The 21,076-nt window shown below is 74.7% G+C and carries 20 protein-coding genes and 1 pseudogene; 10 read left to right on the forward strand and 11 right to left on the reverse strand.

Going from position 1 to position 21,076, the window contains the following annotated elements:
* Positions 1 to 203: 203 nt before the first annotated feature.
* Positions 204 to 920, reverse strand: a complete 717-nt coding sequence (locus AB0L29_RS13805; RefSeq protein WP_365826638.1) for an aminoacyl-tRNA hydrolase — start codon at positions 918 to 920, stop codon at positions 204 to 206.
* 69 nt (positions 921 to 989) lie between these two features.
* On the opposite strand from AB0L29_RS13805, the pseudogene AB0L29_RS13810 reads away from it, so the two are divergent.
* A pseudogene (locus tag AB0L29_RS13810) lies at positions 990 to 1,559 on the forward strand (ABC transporter); the annotation flags it as partial.
* Here the strand turns inward: AB0L29_RS13810 and AB0L29_RS13815 are convergent.
* The 8 genes from AB0L29_RS13815 to zapE all read right to left on the reverse strand — a co-directional run bounded on the left by AB0L29_RS13815 (position 1,551) and on the right by zapE (position 11,168).
* A complete protein-coding gene (locus tag AB0L29_RS13815; protein ID WP_365826640.1) occupies positions 1,551 to 1,730 on the reverse strand; it encodes a hypothetical protein in 180 nt (59 codons plus the stop codon). The pseudogene AB0L29_RS13810 and the gene AB0L29_RS13815 overlap by 9 nt on opposite strands.
* Positions 1,731 to 1,748: 18 nt before the next feature.
* Positions 1,749 to 2,603 carry a polysaccharide deacetylase family protein gene (locus AB0L29_RS13820; RefSeq protein ID WP_365826642.1) on the reverse strand — a complete coding sequence of 285 codons (855 nt, stop codon included), beginning with the start codon at positions 2,601 to 2,603 and terminating at the stop codon, positions 1,749 to 1,751.
* A 96-nt stretch (positions 2,604 to 2,699) separates the two neighbouring features.
* On the reverse strand, positions 2,700 to 4,217 hold the full coding sequence (locus AB0L29_RS13825) for an FAD-dependent oxidoreductase (protein WP_365826644.1): 1,518 nt from the start codon (positions 4,215 to 4,217) through the stop codon (positions 2,700 to 2,702).
* A 142-nt stretch (positions 4,218 to 4,359) separates the two neighbouring features.
* Positions 4,360 to 5,751 (reverse strand): PhoX family protein, encoded by a 1,392-nt coding sequence (locus tag AB0L29_RS13830; RefSeq protein ID WP_365826646.1) that lies wholly within the window; start codon positions 5,749 to 5,751, stop codon positions 4,360 to 4,362.
* A 100-nt stretch (positions 5,752 to 5,851) separates the two neighbouring features.
* Entirely contained in the window at positions 5,852 to 6,841 is a 990-nt protein-coding gene (locus AB0L29_RS13835) for an SPFH domain-containing protein (RefSeq protein ID WP_365826647.1), read from the reverse strand.
* A 134-nt stretch (positions 6,842 to 6,975) separates the two neighbouring features.
* Positions 6,976 to 8,475: a SulP family inorganic anion transporter gene (locus tag AB0L29_RS13840; protein WP_365826711.1), complete on the reverse strand. Its 1,500-nt coding sequence runs from the start codon at positions 8,473 to 8,475 to the stop codon at positions 6,976 to 6,978.
* Positions 8,476 to 8,492: 17 nt separating this feature from the next.
* A complete protein-coding gene (locus AB0L29_RS13845; RefSeq protein ID WP_365826649.1) occupies positions 8,493 to 9,074 on the reverse strand; it encodes a carbonic anhydrase in 582 nt (193 codons plus the stop codon).
* A gap of 969 nt (positions 9,075 to 10,043) precedes the next feature.
* Positions 10,044 to 11,168, reverse strand: coding sequence for a cell division protein ZapE (gene zapE, locus AB0L29_RS13850; protein ID WP_365826651.1), 1,125 nt, complete (start codon positions 11,166 to 11,168; stop codon positions 10,044 to 10,046).
* Positions 11,169 to 11,205: 37 nt separating this feature from the next.
* Between zapE and AB0L29_RS13855 the strand changes: the two genes are divergently transcribed.
* From AB0L29_RS13855 to AB0L29_RS13880, 6 genes are all read left to right on the forward strand, one after another.
* Positions 11,206 to 12,057 (forward strand): pyrimidine reductase family protein, encoded by an 852-nt coding sequence (locus tag AB0L29_RS13855; protein ID WP_365826653.1) that lies wholly within the window; start codon positions 11,206 to 11,208, stop codon positions 12,055 to 12,057.
* A 223-nt stretch (positions 12,058 to 12,280) separates the two neighbouring features.
* Complete coding sequence (locus AB0L29_RS13860; RefSeq protein ID WP_365826655.1) at positions 12,281 to 12,736, forward strand: indole-3-glycerol phosphate synthase; 456 nt, start codon at positions 12,281 to 12,283, stop codon at positions 12,734 to 12,736.
* Positions 12,737 to 12,820: 84 nt separating this feature from the next.
* Positions 12,821 to 14,209 carry a UDP-N-acetylmuramate--L-alanine ligase gene (gene murC / locus AB0L29_RS13865; protein ID WP_365826657.1) on the forward strand — a complete coding sequence of 463 codons (1,389 nt, stop codon included), beginning with the start codon at positions 12,821 to 12,823 and terminating at the stop codon, positions 14,207 to 14,209.
* 14 nt (positions 14,210 to 14,223) lie between these two features.
* Complete coding sequence (msrB, locus tag AB0L29_RS13870) at positions 14,224 to 14,631, forward strand: peptide-methionine (R)-S-oxide reductase MsrB (RefSeq protein ID WP_365826658.1); 408 nt, start codon at positions 14,224 to 14,226, stop codon at positions 14,629 to 14,631.
* A 59-nt stretch (positions 14,632 to 14,690) separates the two neighbouring features.
* The gene (locus AB0L29_RS13875; protein WP_365826659.1) at positions 14,691 to 15,437 is read left to right on the forward strand and encodes a PP2C family serine/threonine-protein phosphatase; all 747 of its coding nucleotides are present in this window, start codon (positions 14,691 to 14,693) and stop codon (positions 15,435 to 15,437) included.
* 99 nt (positions 15,438 to 15,536) lie between these two features.
* Complete coding sequence (locus AB0L29_RS13880; RefSeq protein WP_365826661.1) at positions 15,537 to 15,767, forward strand: hypothetical protein; 231 nt, start codon at positions 15,537 to 15,539, stop codon at positions 15,765 to 15,767.
* 417 nt (positions 15,768 to 16,184) lie between these two features.
* Here AB0L29_RS13880 and AB0L29_RS13885 read toward each other — a convergent pair whose 3' ends face one another.
* Both AB0L29_RS13885 and AB0L29_RS13890 read right to left on the reverse strand, forming a co-directional pair.
* Positions 16,185 to 17,654 carry a HAMP domain-containing sensor histidine kinase gene (locus AB0L29_RS13885; protein ID WP_365826663.1) on the reverse strand — a complete coding sequence of 490 codons (1,470 nt, stop codon included), beginning with the start codon at positions 17,652 to 17,654 and terminating at the stop codon, positions 16,185 to 16,187.
* Positions 17,651 to 18,340 carry a response regulator transcription factor gene (locus tag AB0L29_RS13890; RefSeq protein WP_365826665.1) on the reverse strand — a complete coding sequence of 230 codons (690 nt, stop codon included), beginning with the start codon at positions 18,338 to 18,340 and terminating at the stop codon, positions 17,651 to 17,653. Before AB0L29_RS13890 ends, AB0L29_RS13885 begins: the two co-directional genes overlap by 4 nt.
* Before the next feature lie 729 nt (positions 18,341 to 19,069).
* Here AB0L29_RS13890 and AB0L29_RS13895 point away from each other — a divergent pair.
* The 3 genes from AB0L29_RS13895 to AB0L29_RS13905 are packed head-to-tail and all read left to right on the forward strand — an operon-like array spanning position 19,070 to position 20,978.
* Positions 19,070 to 19,648, forward strand: coding sequence for a sigma-70 family RNA polymerase sigma factor (locus tag AB0L29_RS13895; RefSeq protein WP_365826667.1), 579 nt, complete (start codon positions 19,070 to 19,072; stop codon positions 19,646 to 19,648).
* A complete protein-coding gene (locus AB0L29_RS13900) occupies positions 19,645 to 20,769 on the forward strand; it encodes a hypothetical protein (RefSeq protein ID WP_365826669.1) in 1,125 nt (374 codons plus the stop codon). The genes AB0L29_RS13895 and AB0L29_RS13900 overlap by 4 nt, the downstream gene beginning before the upstream one ends.
* Complete coding sequence (locus AB0L29_RS13905) at positions 20,763 to 20,978, forward strand: hypothetical protein (RefSeq protein WP_365826670.1); 216 nt, start codon at positions 20,763 to 20,765, stop codon at positions 20,976 to 20,978. The genes AB0L29_RS13900 and AB0L29_RS13905 overlap by 7 nt, the downstream gene beginning before the upstream one ends.
* Positions 20,979 to 21,076 lie beyond the last annotated feature (98 nt).

Raw genomic sequence — 21,076 nt, forward strand, 5'->3', positions numbered from 1 at the left:
CCCTGCCCCTCGTGGTCCGCCGCGCCGCACGTCCGCCGGGCCGCCCGGGCACGCCCCCGCGGCCGGACGCCGGCCGTCGCGGCGTGCCGGAGTCATCGCCCCGGGACACGCGGCCCAACCCTCGGGGAGGGACGTTCAGAGCAACATTTGAGGTTCGGCCGGGCAGGTGCGCCCACCGCGCGAGGAGCCCCGGCGGCTTCCCGTCACCGCAGTGCGGGATGGTCCGCGACGACCGTGCACGACCCGGGCGCGATCTCCGTGAAGCCCGCGTCGCGGACCACCGGCAGCCGGGAGGCGGTGAGGTGACGCCAGCGGTCGGGGCCGGGGGTGCGCACGGCCAGGGGGAAGCCCGCGTCGCGCCAGGCGGCGCGCTCCTCGTCGGACAGTTCCCACCAGGCCAGCTGGGCGGCGTGACCGGCCTGCGCCATCGCCTTGCCGGCCGACATGCCGAGCTCCGGGTTCATCCACAGCACCGGTGCGGACGGGTCCGCGTCCACCGGCGGCTCCGGGTCCTCCAGCTCGGTGCCGGAGACCTGCAGCCGGGCGAGGTCCCTGGGCCAGCCGTCCAGCGGGACGGGCGGGAAGACCCGCACCTCGGCGGACTTGCCGGTGACCGTGATGCCGGGCAGGGCCTCGGCCCGCCGCCACTCGGCGCCGCGCGCCCGCCGCACCACCTTGCGGATCCGGGCGTCCTGCCAGTCCCGCACCGCCTGCGCCCACTCCCCGTCGCCGCGGGAGCGTTCGTCGTTCAGCATCACCAGCACCGCACGCGCCGCCGTCTCCAGCGCGTCCGTCCGGGCGGGCGGCGCGGCCCGCTCGATCCGCACGACCAGCGGCAGCACGTACTGCGGTGCCTGGTCGCGGGTGCTCGGCTCGGAGCGGAAGGGGCTGTCGTCCAGGGGCGTCGGGTCGTGGCTCACGGCGTCCAGTGTGCCAGCCGGAAGATCGGTGCAGGATGGGCCCATGCGTTCCGACTTACGCCTGCACCGGGTGGGCCGCCGGTGCTCGACTCGCTCGGCTGGGCGGCCGCCGCGCTGCTGCCGGTGGCCGCCTGGCTGGTGCGGGTCTGCGTCACGGGCGAGCCGCCCGCCGCCCGCGGCTGCGTCGCCGCGGCCACCGGGCCCGCGCGGGCACACCTGGCCTGCCTGCTGGTGGCGCCGGCCGCGGCGGTGCTGCTCGGCGTGGCCGCGACCCTCGTCGTGACGCTGATCAGCGATCCCGCCGGTTCCGGCCACCGTACGCGGGTGCCGCTCGCCGCCGCCGGCGGGGCCGGGCTGCTCGCCGCACTGGTCTGCGCCCTGCTCGGCACGGCCGTCGGCGCCCTCACCACCTGGCCCCTGCTGCGCTCGACCGGGCGCGCGGTGCCCGCGCTGCTGCCGGCCGCCCCGCCGGCGCTGGTGGCGGCCGGGTCCCCGGCGCGGGCGGCCGTCACCGGCCTGGTCACCGGCTCGAGGTCGGGCACCGTGCCGCTGCCCCTGCTGCCGCTGGCCGCGGCGGCCCCGGTCACGGCCGCCGCGCCGGCCGCGGCCTGTGCGCTCACCTCCCGCAGGTCACCCTGAGCAGGCAGTGCGCTGGGCCTCCTGCCACTCGCAGACCGGGCACAGGGTGATGCCCTTGTACGACTCCGGGTACTCCGTCGGCCGCCGGCACAGCACGCACTCCGCGTACGGCGGTCCGTCGGCCCTGGGCGGCCTGGCCGGGTCGATCAGGCAGTAGTCGTCGTCGCTCATGCCTCCAGCGTAGGCCGGTCAGCGCCGGCCGCCCGCGGCCCCGATCAGCTCGGAGACCTTCACGAACCGGAAGCCCCTGCGGCGCAGCTCGGGCACGATCGCGCGCACGGCCCGCTCGGTGACCGGGGCGGCGCTGCGCGTGCAGTGCAGCACGACCACCGACCCCGGCCGCACCCCGTCCAGCACCTGCCGGGCGACCGCGTCGGCGTCCGTGGCGAAGGCGTCCCCGCTCACCACGTCCCACTGCACGGCCGTCACACCGGCCGGGACCAGCGCCTTGAGCGCACGCCGGTCGTAACACCCGCCCGGGAAGCGGAAGTACGGCATCGGATCCGGCACCCCCGCCCTGCGGAAGGCGGCGTACGCCCGCTCCACGTCCGCCCGCATCCGCGCCTCGGTGACGGTGGGCAGGCCGTAGCAGCCGTCGGTGAACGCGTAGTGGCTGTAGGAGTGGTTGGCCACCTCGAAGAGCGGATCGCGGCCGATGGAGCGGGCCTGGTCCGGGTACTCCTCGGCCCACCGCCCCGTCATGAACACGGTGGCCGGCACCTTCAGCGTCCGCAGGGCGGCGATCAGCCCGGGGTTGTCGAAGCGCTCGCCCGCCGCCGCGCGCGGCCCCTGGTCGGCGGTCATGTCGGCGTCGAAGGTGAGCGCGACCGTCCGGTCGTGCGACCGGGGCCCGTTGCTGAAGACGGGGGTCAGGCCCGCGGGTCCCGGCGCCAGGGTGGGCGGCTCGGGTGCGGCCGGGGGCGCGACCGAGGGCGCGACCGGGGGCGCCGGGCGGACGGGCTGCGGGGCCCGGGCGGTGCCGCAGGCGGTGAGGGCGGCGCTCAGGGCGCAGACGGCTGTCACGCGTCGTACGGAAGAGATCACCGTATGAAGATATGATCGCGTGTATGCCGCTTTGTCCGCCCGCGGTGGCGACGCGGCCCGGGATCACCCGCCCGGCTCCCGCCCCCGCCGGGCGCCTCAGATGTCCCGTCGCTCCAGCGGCCGGGTCGCCGGGCCCTGGATCACCTTGCCGTCCGTGTCGAAACGGGAGCCGTGGCAGGGGCACTCCCAGGCGCGTTCGGCGTCGTTGAAGGAGACCAGACAGCCCAGGTGGGTGCAGCGCGCCGACACGGCGTGCAGGCTGCCGGAGTCGTCCCGGTAGACCGCGAGGCGCTGGCCGTCGACACGGACGACCGCGCCCTCGCCGGGCGGCAGGGACTCCACCGGCGGCGAGGGACGCAACCGGTCGCCGACGAAGTGCCCGGCGACCTTGGCCTGCGTCTTCAGGAACGACGGGGCCTCGCGGACCTGCGGGAGCAGCCGGCGCGGGTCGTACAGCCCGCTCCAGGCGCACTCCTCGCCGGTGATCTGTGCGGCGAGCAGCCGGCCCGCCATCACCCCGCCGCTCATGCCCCAGCCGCCGAAGCCGGTGGCGACGTAGGCGTGCCGCGTGCCCGGGTGCAGCGGGCCGACCATCGGCACGGTGTCGGTGGAGTCGTTGTCCTGGGTGGCCCACCTGTGGGTGACGGCCAGGTCCGGGAAGTGCTCGGTGGCCCAGGCGGTGAGGCGCGCGAAGCGGGCGCGGGTGTCGCCCGCGCCGGGCGTGAAGTGCTCCCCGGTGACGATCAGGAACCGGCGGTCGCCGGTGTACGGCGCCGTGCGCACCGAGCGCGTGCCCTCGTCCGGGGTGATGTACATGCCCTGCGGGTCCTGCCCGGCGGGGATGGTCCCGGCGACGACCAGCTCGCGGCGCGGGGTGAGACGGGTGAACAGCAGGGCGCGGTCGAAGACCGGGTAGTGCGTGGCGACCACGACGTCCCGGGCCGTCACCGTCGCCCCCGCCGTCGTCGACACCCGGCACGGCTCGCCCTCGTCCAGACCGATGACGGTGGTGTCCTCGTACACGCGTCCGCCGCGCGCGACCAGGTCGGCGGTCAGGGCCAGCAGGTACTTGCGCGGATGGAACTGCGCCTGCCCGGTCACCTCCACCGCGCCCGCCACCGGGAAGGGCAGGCCGGTCTCCGTCACGAAGGAGGCCGGCAGTCCCGCCTCCCGGGCCGCCCGCGCCTCGGCGCGCAGCTCCTCCACGCGGCCCGCGTCGCAGACGTAGGTGTACGAGCTCTTCGGCTCCCACTCGCAGTCCACGCCGAGCTCCCGCGCCACCTGCCCCAGGTGCTCGACCGCCTCCGCCTGCGAACGGGCGTACAGCCGCGCGCTCTCCTCGCCGCGGGTGCGCCGCAGCCTGTCGTAGACCAGGGTGTGCAGCGCGGAGACCTTGGCCGTGGTGTGGCCCGTGACGGAGGCCGCGACCCGTCCGGCCTCCAGCACCGCCACGCTCCGTCCGGCTCGCGCCAGCTCCCACGCCGTGCTCAGCCCGGCGATCCCGGCGCCGATCACCGCCACGTCGACCTCGATGTCCTCCGTCAGCGCCGGATGCCGGTCGCCCGGTGCGGTCTCGAGCCAGTACGAGCCCCTGACCTGCTGCTTCTCACTCATGACCGCCGAGTACCCCGGCGGGCGGAGTTCAGTGTCCGGGCAGCCGGCCGCCCGGATCCGGTACCAGGGACGGGCGGCCGGGACCTCCCCTGCCCGCCCCTGCCGCCGGTGTCCGTGCCTGCCGCGTCACCAACGCTCCAGGTCAATGCCCCTGGCGCCGCCAGGGGCCCGTCACCGCGAACGTGGTCCCGGGCGTGTAGCAGTTGACGTACATCGTCGCGCCGTCGGGGGAGAAGGTGACGCCGGCGAACTCGCCGAACTCGGGGGCCTCCGGGGTGCCGGTGTTCTGGCGGTTGCGGGCCATCGCGTACACCTCGCCGCGCCGGGTGACGCCGTAGACGTGCTGGGCGCCGCCGCCGTCCTCGCAGACCATCAGGCCGCCGCTGGGCGCCAGGCAGATGTTGTCCGGCGACTCGCCGGGCAACTGGACGTCGGTGTCCGGGCCGAAGACGACCACCAGGGTCAGCCGGCGCCGGTCCGGGTCGTAGCGCCAGATCTGCCCGTGGTGGTCGGCCGCCGACCCCTCCGCGCTGCGGGCGAAGGACGACACGAAGTACACGCTGCGCCCGCCCCAGTAGCAGCCCTCCAGCTTCTGCGCGTGGGTGATGCCCTTCGGGCCGAAGTCCTGCAGCCGGATGGGCGTCCGGACGGCCTGCGGGTCCGGTACGTCCACCCATTCGACACCGTCGAAGCGGGCCCCCGTCTCCTGGATCGAGGACAGGTCGGGTATGCCGGGCACGCGCATCGCCTGCAGCCGGCCGCCCGCGCGCAGCGAGCCGAGCCCGCCGAGCGGCCGGTCCGGCAGGAACCGGTAGAAGAGGCCGAACGGTTCCTGGAAGGCGTCCTCGGTCTCGTAGACCACGCCCCGCCCCGGGTCCACGGCGATCGCCTCGTGCTGGAAGCGGCCCATCGCGGTCAGCGGTACGGCCCCGGTGCGGCGCGGATCGGCCGGGTCGACCTCGAAGATGAAGCCGTGGTCCTTGGCGTAGCCGGCGGTGCCCGCCTTGTCCTCGGTCTCCTCGCAGGTCAGCCAGGTGCCCCACGGGGTGGGCCCGCCCGCGCAGTTGACGGCCGTACCGGCGATCGCGACCCGTTCCGACAGGACGTCGTGGCGGGAGTCCAGTGTCAGGGCCGTGCAGCCGCCCTTGGCCGCCGGGTCGTAGGTCAGGCCCTCGACCACCGGGACCGGGATCCGGCCGTTGGCGCGGTTCTCGTGGTTGCGGACCAGGTGGACGCGGCCGTGCCGGCCCGCGAAGGCGGCCATGCCGTCGTGGTTGGAGGGGACTTGGCCCTCGCCGGAGCGGAGCGGGTCGCCCTCACGGGAGAGGACCCGGTAGCGGAAACCTTTCGGCAGATCGAGGAGTCCCCGGGGGTCGGGGACCAGCGGGCCGTAACCGCCGTGCCCCAGGTTCTGCGCGGCGGCGGTGCCCGCGAAGAGTTCCGGGAGGGAGCCGGTGAACGCGATGCCGATCCCCAGGGCGCCGGAGCGGGCGAGGAGCTGACGTCGCGTCGCGGAGCGACCGGTCGTGGACATGGGGGAGCCTTCCTGCTGGCGGACAGGAACCGTGACCCCGCTGTGTCTACCACCTGCCGCGAGCGGCGGGAACCACGCGCGTGGCACCGCGCAACACCCGTCACCGTTCGACGGCGTGCCGCGGCTCCTCCAGCGCGCGTGCCCTCGGGTCCGCAGCCCGCTCCGGCCCGGTGAGAACCTGCTCGGGTCCGGTGATCTGCTCGGGCCCGGTGAGAGTCTGCTCGGGCCCCGTGATCTGCTCGGGCTCGGTGACCTGTTCAGGATCGCTGAGCGCCCGCTCCGGCGGGCCGGAAGCCCGCTCGGGCCGCGCGGCGGCGCGTTCCGCCGGCGGCTGCGCGCCCCTCTCCAGGAAGCGCAGCAGCTCCACCGGGATGGGCAGCACCAGCGTGGAGTTCTTCTCGGCGGCCACCGCCATCACCGTCTGCAGCAGCCGGAGCTGGAGCGCGGAGGGCGTGTCCGCCATCTGGCGGGCGGCCTGGGCCAGCTTCTTGGAGGCCTGGTACTCCGCGTCGGCGTTGATCAGCCGGGCCCGCCGCTCGCGGTCCGCCTCGGCCTGGCGGGCCATGGAGCGCTTCATCGTGTCGGGCAGGGACACGTCCTTGATCTCCACGCGGTCGATGGTCACGCCCCACTCCACGGCCGGGCTGTCGATCATCAGCTCCAGGCCCTGGTTGAGCTTCTCCCGGTTGGACAGCAGGTCGTCCAGCTCGCTCTTGCCGATGATCGAGCGCAGCGAGGTCTGCGCCATCTGCGAGACGGCGAAGCGGTAGTCCTCGACGTTGACGATCGCGGCCGCCGGGTCCACGACCTTGAAGTACACCACCGCGTCGACCCGCACGGTCACGTTGTCGCGCGTGATGCCCTCCTGGGCGGGCACCGGCATCGTCACGATCTGCAGGGTGACCTTGCGCAGCCGGTCGATTCCGGGGACGACGAGGTTGAGGCCGGGCCGGCGCACGTCACCGTGCAGACGGCCGAGCCGGAAGACCACCCCGCGCTCGTACTGCTTGACGACCCGCGCCGCCGAGGCCAGGTACACCAGCCCGGCGGAGCCGGCCGCCACGGCCGCCGTCAGCAGCTCCTCGAGCATGACGACCTCCCCGGTCCGGGGTCCGTTCGATCCGCTCCTGCAACGATATGCCCGCTTCCGGTGCCCGGACCAGACGGGTACGGGACCCGGGGCGGCATGCGCACGCCCCGGGCCCCGCGACACGGACGGGCGGGTTACGCCACGGTGACCTTCTCGGCCGCCGGGACCGGTGCGGGTTCCCTGAGCTTCACCGGTTCCGTGCCGACCGCGCTGTGCCGTTCGGCCCAGGAGTCCAGCGCCGTGCGGCAGGCGTGGTCCAGGTGGTGCAGGCCGCCCAGGTCCAGCTCGACGGGGCGGTTCTGCGGCAGCGCCTCCAGGCTGTCGAGGATCTTCGGCAGCCGCAGGAAGGTCGCGTTGCCCGACAGGTACGCCTGGATGGGGCCGGCGCCCTTGTCGACCACCTCCAGCCTGGTGTGCGAGGCCTCCCAGGCGGTCTTGACCACCGACAGGGCCAGGCCGATGAGCACGCCCTCGAACATGTTGACCACGACGATCGACACGGCCGTGACCACGAGGATCAGCGCCTCGCCCCGGTGGTCCCGCCACAGCGCCGCGATCTGGCGGAACGGGATCAGCTTCCAGCCGGCGTGCACCAGGATGCCGGCCAGGGCGGGTATCGGTATCAGCGCCAGGGCCCACGGCATCGCGGCGGCGAACAGCAGCAGCCACACGCCGTGCAGCACACGCGACGCCTTGGTCTTCGCGCCCGCGTTGACGTTGGCGGAGCTGCGCACGATCACCGCGGTCATCGGCAGCGCGCCGAGCACGCCGCAGACCGTGTTGCCCGCACCCTGGGCGATCATCTCCTTGTCGTACTGGGTGCGCGGGCCGTCGTGCAGCCGGTCCACGGCCGCCGCGCTGAACAGGCTCTCCGCCGAGGCGATCAGGGTGAAGGCGACGATGGTGCCCCAGATGGCCGGGCCGGCCAGCTCGCCGAAGGCCTCGGAGCCGGGCGGCTGGACGACGCCGAGCAGCCCCTCCACCTCGACCGTGGCGACCGGCAGCCCGAAGGCGAGCGTGGCCGCCGTGGCCAGCAGCACCGCCGCCAGGGCGCCGGGCACGGCCTGCGCCGCCTTCGGCAGCCTCCTCCAGAACACGACGACGGCGATGGTGCCCGCCCCGATCGCGAGCGAGGTCAGGGCCGTGGTGCTGCCCAGGGCGTCGGCGAACGCCTCCGGGAGTCCCGTGATCTTGCCGAGGCCGGTGTCCGGCGCCTTCAGGCCCGCCGCCGCGTAGACCTGGCCGGCGATGATCACCAGGCCGATGCCGCAGAGCATGCCCTCGACGACGGAGACGGAGATCGCGCGGAACCAGCGGCCCACCTTCAAAAAGCCCATGGCGAGCTGGAGCAGTCCGGCGATCAGCACGATCACGCCGAGCGCGGAGACCCCGAACTCGCTGACGGCCTCGAAGACCAGCACGGTCAGGCCCGCGGCGGGCCCGGACACCTGCAGGCTGCTGCCGGGCATGAGCCCGGTGACGAGGCCGCCCACGATGCCGGTGACCAGGCCCAGTTCGGCCGGGACGCCGGAGGCGACCGCCACGCCGACGCACAGCGGCACGGCGACCAGGAAGACGACGATGGAGGCGGTGAGGTCCTGCCGCCAGTGGGGGAACTTCGACAGCGCGTTCATGGTGGTCACCGGTCCCCTCAGAGCGTCTCGAAGGCGTCGGACTCCGCGCGGTGCGCGTGCACGGTTCCGGTGTGCACCTCGTAGTACCAGGCGTGCAGCCGGAGCTGACCGTCCGTCAGCCGCTTCTCGACGCACGGGTAGGAGCGCAGCCGCAGCACCTGGGCCAGGACGTGGTTCTGCACGGCCTCGGCGACCGTCGGGTCGCCGGTGTCGGAGCACACGGGTTCGCCGGCGGCGTGCGTGAGCCACTCGCGCACGGCCGGTACGGCGGTCAGGTCGTCGCCGCGCACCAGCGCGCCGATGGCGCCGCAGTGGGAGTGGCCGCAGACCACGATGTCCTGGATCCCGAGCACCTCCACCGCGTACTCGATGGTGGCCGCCTCGCTGGTGGGGTGCTCGCCGGCGTACGGGGGAACGATGTTGCCCGCGGTGCGCAGCTCGAAGAGCTGGCCCGGCCGGGCGCCCGTGATCAGGGCCGGAACGACCCGGGAGTCGGAGCAGGTGATGAACAGGACGTCGGGGGACTGGCCCTCGGCGAGGCGGGCGAACTCCTCAGGGCGCTGTCCGAACGTGCGGGCGTTGTCGATGAGGGGCTGCATGGTGTGGTGACTCCTCCTGGCGCGCAGTGGGGGCGCGTCGGGCCTGCAGGACAAAGGTGGGGGGACTGCTCTGGTGCTCGGCGGCGGAAGACCTGGGGGTGGCCGGGGGTGGGCCTGGGCCGGTTTCGGCGTGCGGGGGTGGGCGGTGCCGGACCGGACCGGTTCCTGTGCCGTCGGCGGGCTCGGCGTCAACGGCAGGCCGGGTGCCGCCGGGACCGGGTCCGCGGTGCGGAGCCGGTCGCGGGTGCGCGCAGGGCCCGCCGGGGCCGCGGGGTGTCCGGCGGCGGGGCAGAGGGCGGCCTCGTCGCCCGGTGCCTTCCCGGAGAGGGTGTCTCCGGGGCGCGGCACTTTTTTGGAAGGATCAATTCCGGTCTCAGTCCCGGCCTCTGGGTGGCAGGCGGTGTGCGCGGATGCGAAGGACGCGGGGGGTGCGAAGAACCGGAGGGCGGACAGGACGGCCATGAGGCCGTGATCACGCTCCGAGGAGTCGTACTTCGGAACATGCGCCCCCCTCCTGGTAGTTCGCGCTTATAGCGCGTGCCAACGCTTGGTCAACGACTGGTCAAGAAGTACATTAGCCCGGTAAAGCCGTTTGCAGGGTTAACTGAACGTTTCGAGCTGAAGAGAGCCTGAAAACCGCAGGCTGGTTGACGTGAAGTGGCCCTTGGGGCACCCGATTTGACCCGACGCAGGGAACACGCGTGCGGGCGCGGCCGTCCGGCCGGCGTCGGCGGTGCTGTCTCTTCGGTGTTGACGCGGCGTCTGTTCGGAGTCGACGGGGCGGTCTGTCCGGCGCCGACGGGGCCATCTGTTCGGAGTCGACGGAGCCGTCTGTTTGGCGTCGACGGGGCCATCCGCTCGAAGCCGACGGGACCGTCCGTCCGGCGCCGACGCAGCCGTCTGCTCGAAGTCGGCGCGGCCCTCTGCGCGGCGCCGACGCGGTCGCCTGGTCGGCGTCGACCAGGCCGTCTACTCGGCGTCGACGAGGCGCCGGGCGTCGCGGGCCAGGGCGGTGAGGCGGGAGATCGCGCGGAAGTACTTCTTGCGGTAGCCGCCGCTCAGCATCTCCTCGCCGAACAGCTGGTCGAAGGGCAGCCCGGAGGCCAGGACGGGCACCTCGCGGTCGTAGAGCCGGTCCGCGAGGACGACCAGCCTGAGGGCCGTGGACTGGTCGGGGACCGGCCGCACGCCGGTGAGGCAGACCGCCTTGACGCCGTCGGTCAGCGCGCCGTACCGGCTGGGGTGCACCGTGGACAGGTGCTCCAGCAGCTGCGGGAAGGCGTCGAGCGAGGCGCCCTCGGTGGCGTGCGCCGCCCTGGTGACCTGCTCCTCGGAGAACGGCGGCGGCGCCTCGGGCAGGCCGCGGTGGCGATAGTCCTCGCCGTCGATGCGCAGGGTGCGGAAGTGGGCCGACAGGCCCTGGATCTCGCGCAGGAAGTCGGCCGCGGCGAACCGGCCCTCGCCGAGCCTGCCCGGCAGCGTGTTGGAGGTGGCGGCGAGCGCGACGCCCGCCTCGACGAGCTTGCCGAGCAGGGTGGAGACCAGGACGGTGTCGCCGGGGTCGTCGAGCTCGAACTCGTCGATGCACAGCAGCCGGTGCCCGGAGAGCGTGTGGACCGTCTGCTGGAAGCCGAGGGCGCCGACCAGGTTGGTCAGCTCCACGAAGGTGCCGAACGCCTTGCGCGCGGGCTCGGCGTCGGTGGCGTGCCACAGGGAGGCCAGCAGGTGGGTCTTGCCGACGCCGTAGCCGCCGTCGAGATACACGCCGCGTGGGCCGGCGGGCTTCTTCGGGGCCCTGCCGAAACCGAACAGCCGGCGCTTGCCGGAGCCGCCGCCGGCCGCCGCGCCGAGACCAGCCGCGAAGTCCTCCAGGACGCGCACGGCCTCGCTCTGGCTGGGCTGGTTCGGGTCCGGGAGGTACGTCCCGAAGCGCACCGAGTCGAACCGCGGCGGCGGCACCATCTCGGCGACCAGCCGGTCCGCGGGCACGTGCGGCCGGCGGGCGCACAGGGACAGCGGGACCGCATCGGTCACCGGGTCGGTCACCGGGTCGGTCGCCGGGCCGGTTCCGGAGGCGGCTGTGGAAGAGGACACGGTTCCCCATGCTACGGGGCGTGGAACACTGCACGACATGCGACGCCTCTTCCCTGTGACCGACGAAACAGCAGCTCCGGACCCGGGCGGGACGGCGGGGGCCGACGCGGCCGGCGGGGCCTCGGGCGGTGCCGCCCCCGGCGGGGCGGACCGGGACGGCCGGGAGTGGAGCCTGGCCGAGCTGGCCGCCGCCTACGCCTACCCCGAGGCCGCGTCCGGGGGACGGGAACCCTGGCTGCGGGCGAACATGGTCGCCACGCTCGACGGGGCCGCCCAGCACGACGGACGGTCGCAGCCCATCTCCAGCGCGGCCGACATGCGGATCTTCGGCACGCTGCGGGCGCTCGCGGACGTCGTGGTCGTCGGCGCCGAGACGGTGCGCCGGGAGGGCTACCGCCCGGCACGCGCGCACACCGGGTTCGCGTCGATGCGCGAGGCGGCCGGGCAGGGCCCCGCGCCCGCGATCGCGGTGGTCACCGCCGGCCTCGACCTGGACTTCTCCCTGCCGCTGTTCACCTCGCCCCTGGTCCCCACCCTGATCCTCACGGGCGCCGCGGCCGCCCCCGACCGCGTCGCGGCCGCCGAGAAGGCCGGTGCCCGGGTGGTGATCGCCGGGGACGGCACCGGCGTGGACCCGGCACGCGCCGTCCGGGCCCTCGCCGAGCTGGGCCACACCCGGCTGCTGACCGAGGGCGGCCCGCGGCTGCTGGGCCAGCTGGTGGCGGCCGGCGTGCTGGACGAGCTGTGCCTGACGGTGTCCCCCATGCTCACGGCCGGGGACGCGCAGCGCATCGCGGGCGGGCCCCCGGTGACGGTTCCGCGGCGGTTCTCGCTCGTGTCGCTGCTGGAGGAGGAGGGCTTCCTCTTCAGCAGGTACCGGCGGACCTGAACGTCCGCTACCGGCGGACCTGAACGTCCGCGCGGAAGGTGCCGTCGGCCCCGAACCGGCGGATCCTCCCGTTCTGTTTGGTTTCGGCGGGCACACCGAATCCGGCGGTGTCCGGGCGGTCACGGGGCAGGATGGTTTCAGCAGGGGCCGGCAACGGCCCGCGCAGGACAGGGGCCCCAAGGCCCCGTAGCAGAATGGGGCGCTGGTGTTCACAAGCGTGTTGATGATCGAGAAGGCCCTGACCTCCGCCGACGTGGAGTTCGTCGCCACCTTGCACGGGGACGAGCCGGTCTTCTTCCACGTGCTGCTCCAGCCGCGCGGCGAGCAGGCGGCCCGCCTGCTGCGGGCCATCGACGACGTGGCCCTCGGCGAACTCGACGAGGCCGTCCGCGAGGGCGACACCCCCGAGGGCGAGGAGGCGCTGAGCGTCGGGCAGCGAGCCCTGGAGGTGTCCCTGGCCGCCCTGCGCGCGGCCGGCGGCGAGGCCGAGGGCCGCCTCGTCGAGGACCACCCGCTGGACGCGCTGAAGTCCCTGGTCGCCGAGGTCGACGCCGACGAGGTGATCGTCCTGACCGACCCGCACTACGTGGAGGAGTTCTTCCACCGGGACTGGGCCTCCCGGGCCCGGCACAAGGTGGGGGTGCCGGTGCTGAAGCTGTTCTCGCACAGCAAGGCATAGGCTTGGGCGGCGTCTTCCGTACGGCCGGCCGTACCGGGGACGTCCACCGTCGTACCACCTGTCGCACCACTGGGAGAAACGCGCATGGCACCCGGCCTTCCTACCGCCATGGACCGACCGCACTTCATCGGCATCGGCGGCGCCGGGATGTCGGGCATCGCGAAGATCCTCGCGCAGCGCGGGGCCAAGGTGGCCGGCAGCGACGCCAGGGAGTCGGCGACCGCCGAGGCGCTGCGCGCGCTGGGCGCCACCGTCCACATCGGGCACGCGGCGGAGCACCTGGCCGACGACGCCAGCTGCGTCGTCGTGTCGTCGGCGATCCGCGAGGACAACCCGGAACTGGCCCGCGCCGCCGAACTGGGCATCCCGGTCGTGCACCGCTCCGACGCCCTCGCCGCCCTGATGGAGGGCCTGCGCCCGATCGCGGTGGCGGGCACGCACGGCAAGACGACCACGACGTCGATGCTGGCCGTCTCGCTGACCGAGCTCGGCCTGGACCCGTCGTACGCGATCGGCGGCGACCTGGACGCGCCCGGCTCCAACGCCCGCCACGGCGAGGGCGACATCTTCGTCGCCGAGGCGGACGAGTCGGACCGCAGCTTCCACAAGTACGCCCCCGAGGTCGCGATCGTCCTCAACGTCGAGCTCGACCACCACGCCAACTACGCCTCCATGGACGAGATCTACGAGTCCTTCGAGACGTTCGCGGCCCGGATCGTGCCCGGCGGCACGCTGGTGGTCTCGGCGGACCACGAGGGCGCGCGCGAGCTGACCCGGCGCCTGGCGGGCTCGGTGCGGACGGTGACGTACGGCGAGGCGCCCGACGCCGACGTGCGCGTCCTGTCGGTCGTGCCGCAGGGCCTGAAGAGCGAGGTCACCGTCCTCCTGGACGGCACGGAGCGCACCTTCGCCGTCTCCGTCCCGGGCCGCCACTACGCGCTCAACGCGGTGGCCGCCCTCGCCGCGGGCGTCGCGCTGGGCGTCCCGGCCGACGGGCTGGCCCCGGCCCTGGCCGCGTACACGGGCGTCAAGCGGCGCCTGCAGCTCAAGGGCGAGGCGGCCGGCGTCCAGGTGGTGGACTCCTACGCGCACCACCCGACCGAGATGACGGCCGACCTGGAGGCGATGCGCGCCGCCGCGGGCGACGCCCGCATCCTGGTCGTCTTCCAGCCGCACCTGTTCTCCCGCACCCAGGAGCTGGGCGAGGAGATGGGCCGGTCCCTGGCCCTGGCGGACGCCTCGGTCGTCCTCGACATCTATCCGGCCCGCGAGGACCCCATCCCCGGCGTCACCAGCGAGCTGATCGTCGGCGCGGCCCGGGCGGCGGGCGCGGACGTGACGCCGGTGCACGACAAGGCCGGCGTCCCCGAGGTGATCGCGGGAATGGCCAGGGCCGGAGATCTCGTTCTCACCATGGGCGCGGGCGACGTCACCGACCTCGGCCCGCGCATCCTGGACCGCCTGTCGAAGTGAAGGACGTGAGGCTCATGCCGTACGACGTCGAGAAGCCGGACGAGCAGTGGCGCGCGGAGCTGACCCCGGCCGAGTACGCGGTCCTGCGCCAGGCCGCCACCGAGCCCGCCTTCACCGGTGAGTACACGGACACCAAGACCAAGGGGGTGTACTCCTGCCGCGCCTGCGGCGCCGAGCTGTTCACCTCCGACACCAAGTTCGCCTCCCACTGCGGCTGGCCGTCCTTCTACGACCCCAAGGACTCCGACGCCGTGGAGCTCCTGGAGGACCGCTCCCACGGCATGGTGCGCACCGAGGTCCGCTGCGCCCGCTGCGGCTCGCACCTCGGGCACGTCTTCGAGGGGGAGGGGTACCCGACCCCGACGGACCAGCGGTACTGCATCAACAGCATCGCGCTGCGCCTGGCCCCCGACGAGGGCTGAGGCGGGAACGGCGGCGCCGGGGGCCCGGCCCCCGGCGGTGCGGGAAGGCGGTGGCGGTCGTGCCGTACGTCGCGGTGAGCGCGCTGAGCCATCCGGGGCTGCGGCGCGACCGGAACGAGGACAGCCTCGTGATCGGGCCGTGGACCCTGTGCGCCACGGTCACCGAGAACCCGCAGACCCTGCTCTTCCGGCTGGGCACGCCGCTCGCCGTCGCCGTCGCCGACGGACTCGGCGGGCACCCCGGCGGTGACGTGGCCAGCGGCCTGGTCGCCCGCAGCCTCGCGTCGGTCGGCGCCGGCCTGAGCGACGAGGAAGCCGTGCGCGGCGCGCTGCACGCCTGCAACCGCGCCGTGTACCAGGCGGCGGGCGGCGAGAGCGGCGAACTCCTCGCCATGGGCACGACGGTCGCCGGCCTGGTCGTGCTGCCCGGCTCGGCGCTGGTGTTCAACGTGGGCGACAGCCGGGTCTTCGCCGCCTCCGGCGGTGGGCTGCGCCAGGTGAGCGTCGACGACAGTCCGCCGCTCGAACCCGGGCGGCGCACCACCTCCCTCGTCACCCAGTGCCTGGGCGGCTCGCCCGTCTACCGTGCCGTCCGCCCCCATGTGACGGCCCTGCCCCTGGCACCCGGCGACCGCTACCTCGTGTGCACCGACGGGGTGACCGACCCGCTGACCACGGACGTGCTCGACGAGGTGCTGCGGGAGCACGACGACGGCCGGGCGGTCTTCGAGCTGTGGAGGGCCGCCGTCGACGCGGGCGGCCCCGACAACATCACGCTGGCGGTGGTGCGCGTCGGCGAGGAGTAGGCCGGCCGGGCCCCCGCGCCCGCCCGGGCCGCCGCTTCCCGGGGCGGGTCACCGGGGCGCCGAGCTGCGGGGCCGGTGGTGTCGGCGCATGGTGGTCGTATGGACCGACGCCCCCCTGTGGTCGTGTTCCCGCCGGAGCCGGACGGCGGACGGCGGGTCACGATCCGCGGCGAGCCCGCGGGCACCGCCCACGGCCTGTTCGACGTGCTGGAGCTCCTGCACGGCGCCGGTCTGCCCGTCGTCGACACGGCCGTCGACGACCCCGAGCTGATCGAGTGGCGCGGCGGAGGGCCGTACGACTGGGACGGCGGCCCGGCCGGCGGGCGGTGAGCGCGCCCGCCTGCGCGGACCGGGCCGCGCGGGCGGGAGCGGCCGGGCGGGACCGGCCGGGCGGCGGCGGTCCCTGACCCGGGCCCCTCCGTCTCCCGGCGGGCCGGATGCGGGCCCGGCCCGCCACCGGGCTGCTCCCGGCCCGTCACCGGGCCCCTGGTCCTCGTGGCTCCTCGTGCCGTGCCTTCGTGTCTCCTCGTGTCTCCTCGTGCCGTCGGCCGGCTTCCCGGGACCCGCGCGTCCGAGGGGTCAGGCGACGGCCGGCTGCGCGGACCCGCGCGGGGACGGGGACCGGCCGGAGCGGCGCAGCAGGAGCAGGGCGGCGTCCGGCCAGGCCGGTGAGCGGGCCGGGCCGGACGCCGGCGGGTGCGACGCCGCAGCGCGTGGTGTGACGCCGCAGCGCGTGGCGGGACGCCGTCAGCCCGCCCCGGCGGGACGGCGCCGTCCCGCCCCGTCCAGCGGCAGGCACACCGTGAACACCGTCGCCCCCGGCCCGCCGCCCAGCTCGATCGTGCCGCCGTGCGCGCGGACCAGGGACCGGGCGACGGCCAGGCCGAGGCCGCTGCCGCCACGGTCGCGGCTGCGGGCCTCGTCGACGCGGTAGAAGCGGTCGAAGACGCGCTCGCGGTCCTCGGGCGGGATGCCGGGGCCCGCGTCCGACACCCGGACCCGGGCCGCGCCGGAGGCGACGGCGACCTCGGCGCGGACGCGCGTGCCGGGCGGGGTGTGCACGGCGGCGTTGGTGAGGAGGTTGTCCAGGACCTGCCGGATGCGCTGCGGGTCCAGGCGCAGCCTCAGCGGCCCGGAGCCGCACGTCACCGTCAGCGGGTGGTCCGGGTGGCTCGCGCGGAAGGCGTCGGCGGCCTGCCGGACCAGCTCCGCCAGGTCCGCCTCCTCCGGGCGCAGCGGGGCCTCGACCTCCGCGGCGTCCAGCCGGGCGAGCAGCAGCAGGTCGTCCAGCAGCACACCCATCCGGGCGGCCTCGGCGCGCAGCCGGGCCAGGTGCCCGTCCCGCTCCCCGGGCGCGTTGGCGGCGGCGTACTGGAAGAGGTCCGCGTAGCCCCGTACCGACATCAGCGGCGTCCGCAGCTCGTGGGAGGCGTCCGCGACGAAGCGGCGCAGCCGCCGCTCGGCCTCCGCGCGCACGGCGAGGGAGTCGTCGATGTGTTCCAGCATCGTGTTGAAGGCCGTGCGGAGCTCCTCGACCTCCGGGCCGCCGCCCGGGCCGTCGGCGCGCAGCGGCAGCCGGGCCGCCGACTCGGTCAGGTCGTGCGAGGCGATGCCGTGCGCGGTGCGCGCCATGTCGCTGAGCGGCTGCAGGCCGCGCCGCAGCATCCGGCGGCCGAGGACCACCAGCGCCAGCAGCGCGAGCCCGAACGTGACGACCTGGATCGTGATCAGCTGCCCGACGGTGTCCTCGATGTCGCCCAGGGGCGCGGCGCTCACCAGGACCACCCCGGGACCGGCCTCGCAGGCGCGCAGCCGGTAGGTGCCCGCGCCCCGCAGGTGCCCGGTGCGCAGGAGCTCCGATCCCGACGCGGCCCGGGCGCGGGCCAGGGCGGTGAACTCGTCGACGTCCTCCGGCACGTCGGCGGGGTCCTCGGGCCTGCGGAGCACGGGCGCGCCGCCCGACAGGTCGTACACGGCGTAGTACCAGCGGTAGTACTTCTTGCCCTGCAGCGTGCCGTGGGCCGCGATGCTCCTGGACTGGGCGACCTGGGCGAGCTTGAGCTGATCGTCGAGCTGGGCCGACAGGTAGTCCCGCATGTACGTCGTCAGCGCCGTGCCGACCACCGCGAACACCACCAGCGACAGCGCCCCGAGGCCCAGGGCCAGACGGGTGCCGAGCCTCAGGCGCCGGTACGCCGGGCGCAGCCGCCGGATCACTCGGCGGCCCGCCGGACGGCGTACCCGAAACCGCGCACGGTGTGGATCAGCGGCTCGCCCGTGTCGTCGAGCTTGCGGCGCAGGCGGCTGACGACCAGCTCGACGACGTTGGAGCGGCCTCCGAAGCCGTACTCCCAGACGTGGTCGAGGATCTGCGCCTTGGTGAGCACGGCCGGCGACCGGCGCATCAGGTAGCGCAGCACCTCGTACTCGGTCGGGGTGAGCGTGAGCAGCCTCGCGCCGCGCCGCACCTCACGGGTGTCCTCGTCCATCGTCAGGTCCGCCACCCGCAGCACCGGCCGCTGGAAGCCGGGCCCGGCGCTGCGCCGCAGCACGGTCCGCAGCCGGGCCATCAGCTCCTCCACCGCGAACGGCTTGACCAGGTAGTCGTCCCCGCCCCGGGTCAGCCCCGCCACCCGGTCGGCGACCCCGTCGCGGGCGGTGAGGAACACCACCGGCACCATCGCCCCGGAGCGCCGCAGCCGGTCCAGGACGCCGAAGCCGTCGAGGTCGGGGAGCATCAGGTCGAGCACCACGATGTCCGGACGGAACCCGGCGGCGCGGCGCAGCGCCTCCTCGCCGGAGTTCGCGGTGACCGCCTCCCATCCCTCGTAGCGGGCGACCGTCGCGACGAGGTCGGCGATCGGCGGGTCGTCGTCCACGACGAGGAGGCGTACTTTTTCCACCCGCCCATGGTGCGCCACGCGGCCCGCGTCGCCCAGGGCGCCCGCGCCGCCGCGGCCCCGTCGACAAGTGCTCGACAGCCGGCCGGCAGCCGGACGACAGCTCCCGCGGGCCGAGCCCGAGGCCCCAGGACCCGGCCGAGGGGCCGCCGGCCGTGACAGCCGTCCCTTCTCCTCCCACGCCCCCCTCGCGGCGTCACGGCCGCGTCCGCGAGGGGCGCCGAGGGCGTCGAGCGGGCCGCCGCACGGGAGGGCCGCGAGGCGTTCGCCGTGGACGCCGCGCGACGGGTGCCGCGCGCGGCCGGTTTCCCGGTGGCGGGGGCGGCGTGGGGCGTCCGGCCGCGGGGCGGGTGGGCACCACCGCGGGCTCCGCACGGCTCCGCCGCCCCCGCGGGAAGGCCGTGCTCGAACCCTTCGGACCACCGGAGCGCCACGACGGGCCCCGGGCCGGGAAACCCGCGGAAATCCACGGAAGTCTTTCGTTCCGGGAGTTCACGATCAAGCCCGCTCCGGCCTCTTACTTCTGTAGGTCACGCCCGGTGGCTGCGTTTGCGCGAGGAGAGACTTGATCTTGATGGAGACAGCTGCGGCCGTCGGCGTCGCCGCCCTGGCCGCCGCCGCGACGAGGCGCGTCCCGTTAGAAGGGCGGCTCGGCCCGTGGACCCGGGACCGTCGCGGAGAGGAGCTGCGGCAGCTCCCTCTCGGCCGGGCCGGCGGAGAGGGCACTTCGGCGTGAGCGACCGCGAACCGGCCGATACCGATCTCTCCGGTGCGGCGTCCGCGGCGGTCTCCGGACCGCCGGACGAGCAGCAGGCCGTCCTGGAGACCAGGGAGCAGGCCTTCTCCGCCTTCTACCGCAGCGCCATGGCGCCCCTGGTCGGCTTCCTCGTGAACCAGGGCGCCACCGTGCACGTGGCGACGGACATCGCCCAGGAGACGATGGAAGCCGCCTTCCGCCGCTGGCACGAGCTCGGCAGCCCGAAGGCCTGGGTGCACACGGTCGCCTCCCGCGCCCTGGTGCGCAAGACCGCCGCGGTCGAGGAGGAACCGGTCGACGAACTCCCCGAACCCACCTCGCTGCTGCCGCACCCGGACGCGATCGCGGAATGGGAGGCCCGGTACGACACGCTGCCCGTGCTGCGGACCCTTCCGCCCCGTCAGCGCCAGGTGCTGGCCTGGACACTCATCGGCTACACCCCCACCGACATCGCGCGGGAGCTTCGCATCTCGGCCGACACGGTGCGCAGCAATCTGAGGAAGGCCCGCCGTGCCGCGGCCGCGCACATGAAGACCAGGAAGGAGCCGCGGTGACGGCCGGCCAGCGACGTGACCCCGTCCTGAAGCGGTGGCCCGACGACCCTGTCCTGAAGCGGTGGTCCGACGAGCACCAGCGTCCCCTGGTCACCGGGCTCAACGACGTCCTCGACATCGAGGCCGGCCTGCAGGAGATCCTGCTGACATCCCGTTACGGCACCGCCGTGCGAGCCCTCGACGGCGTCCTCGACGTCGAAGCCGGACTCGCCGCCGTCCTGCCCGCCAGGCCCGCCAGGCCCGCGGGCCGGCCGGTCACCCCCGAGTGGGTGCAGGGCCGCACCGTCCCCCGCGAACTCTTCGAGTCCGTCAGTCCGCAGGAGCGCATCACCCTGCGCGTGCGGCCGCTGGTCTCGAAGGCCAGCCGCGCCCTCGACCGCGCCCTCCACCTCAACCTCGCGCTGGACCCCGATCGCACGGTCGCCCGCGCCCTGGTCCACGACCTCGCCCTCGACCTCGCCCGCGATCTGCGCCGCGAGGCCGACCGCGCGACGGACATCGTCCGCACCCGCGGGCCGGGCCGGCTCCCCGACCTCGCCCACGTGCGCGACGCCGCCGTGCACATCGACCGCACCGTCGCCGGCATCGTCGTGCTCAGCCCGCGCAGCCTGGAGCGGGCCCGCGGACTGGTCCGCGTCCGGGACATCGCGTTCGGCCTCGCCCAGGACCTCGACGCGGCCGTCCCCCGCGCCCGCGAGGCCGGCGTCGACCTCGGACTGTCCCTGGACCGGGCCCGCGCCCTGGCGCTGGACCTCGACCACGCCCTGAACCACGTCTTCGCCCTCGGCTGCGACCACAACTTCCACATGGACGTGGTCACCCTGCGCACCAACGGAGTCCGCCGCGCCCTCGGGCGGGTCCTCCACCAGGAGCCGCCCACGATCGGCACGAGCGCGGTGCAGGCGTTCCTGAACGACTTCACCGCCTCCGACCTGCGCCGCGCCGACCTGGGCGGCATCGACCTGGGCGGGGTGCGGTGGTCGGAGTGCGGAACGCGGTGGCCGGGGGACCTGGACGTGGAGCACCTGAAGACCTGCTCCGACGAGGATCCCCCCGGCAGCGGCGTCTGGGTCGTCCGCTCGGGCACGGCGATGATCCGCGACCTCGTCGGACTGTGCTGACCGGAGTGTTCGTGTACGAGTCCCTGCTGCGCCTCCTCGGCGCCTGCCTGCCGGAGTTCCTCGGCAGCCTCATGGCCACGACCGTGCTGGCGGCGGCCGGCCGGAGCGCCCGCCGGGTGCGGGACCACCTGCGGGCCCGGCGCGCCGGGCGGGAGGCGCCGCTGCTCACCGGGCCCGTGGACGACGGCGGCCACCGGCGCTCCGTCTGAGCGCTCCCGGCCCGGGTTCCCGGGGACGCCCGCCCCCGCCGTCTAGACTCGACCGGCGACAGCCCGTACGACCGTGGCCAGAAGTCCACCCACCCGAA

Source organism: Streptomyces sp. NPDC052701 (assembly GCF_040678355.1).
Taxonomy (GTDB): Bacteria; Actinomycetota; Actinomycetes; order Streptomycetales; family Streptomycetaceae; genus Streptomyces.

Bases quoted from the DNA above. Each gene is read 5' to 3' on its own strand.
- AB0L29_RS13815 (WP_365826640.1), bottom strand. From the start codon at position 1,730: ATGAGCGACGACGACTACTGCCTGATCGACCCGGCCAGGCCGCCCAGG.
- AB0L29_RS13825 (WP_365826644.1), bottom strand. From the start codon at position 4,217: ATGAGTGAGAAGCAGCAGGTCAGGGGCTCGTACTGGCTCGAGACCGCA.
- AB0L29_RS13830 (WP_365826646.1), bottom strand. From the start codon at position 5,751: ATGTCCACGACCGGTCGCTCCGCGACGCGACGTCAGCTCCTCGCCCGC.
- AB0L29_RS13835 (WP_365826647.1), bottom strand. From the start codon at position 6,841: ATGCTCGAGGAGCTGCTGACGGCGGCCGTGGCGGCCGGCTCCGCCGGG.
- AB0L29_RS13840 (WP_365826711.1), bottom strand. From the start codon at position 8,475: ATGAACGCGCTGTCGAAGTTCCCCCACTGGCGGCAGGACCTCACCGCC.
- AB0L29_RS13845 (WP_365826649.1), bottom strand. From the start codon at position 9,074: ATGCAGCCCCTCATCGACAACGCCCGCACGTTCGGACAGCGCCCTGAG.
- AB0L29_RS13855 (WP_365826653.1), top strand. From the start codon at position 11,206: ATGCGACGCCTCTTCCCTGTGACCGACGAAACAGCAGCTCCGGACCCG.
- AB0L29_RS13860 (WP_365826655.1), top strand. From the start codon at position 12,281: ATGATCGAGAAGGCCCTGACCTCCGCCGACGTGGAGTTCGTCGCCACC.
- murC (WP_365826657.1), top strand. From the start codon at position 12,821: ATGGCACCCGGCCTTCCTACCGCCATGGACCGACCGCACTTCATCGGC.
- msrB (WP_365826658.1), top strand. From the start codon at position 14,224: ATGCCGTACGACGTCGAGAAGCCGGACGAGCAGTGGCGCGCGGAGCTG.
- AB0L29_RS13880 (WP_365826661.1), top strand. From the start codon at position 15,537: ATGGACCGACGCCCCCCTGTGGTCGTGTTCCCGCCGGAGCCGGACGGC.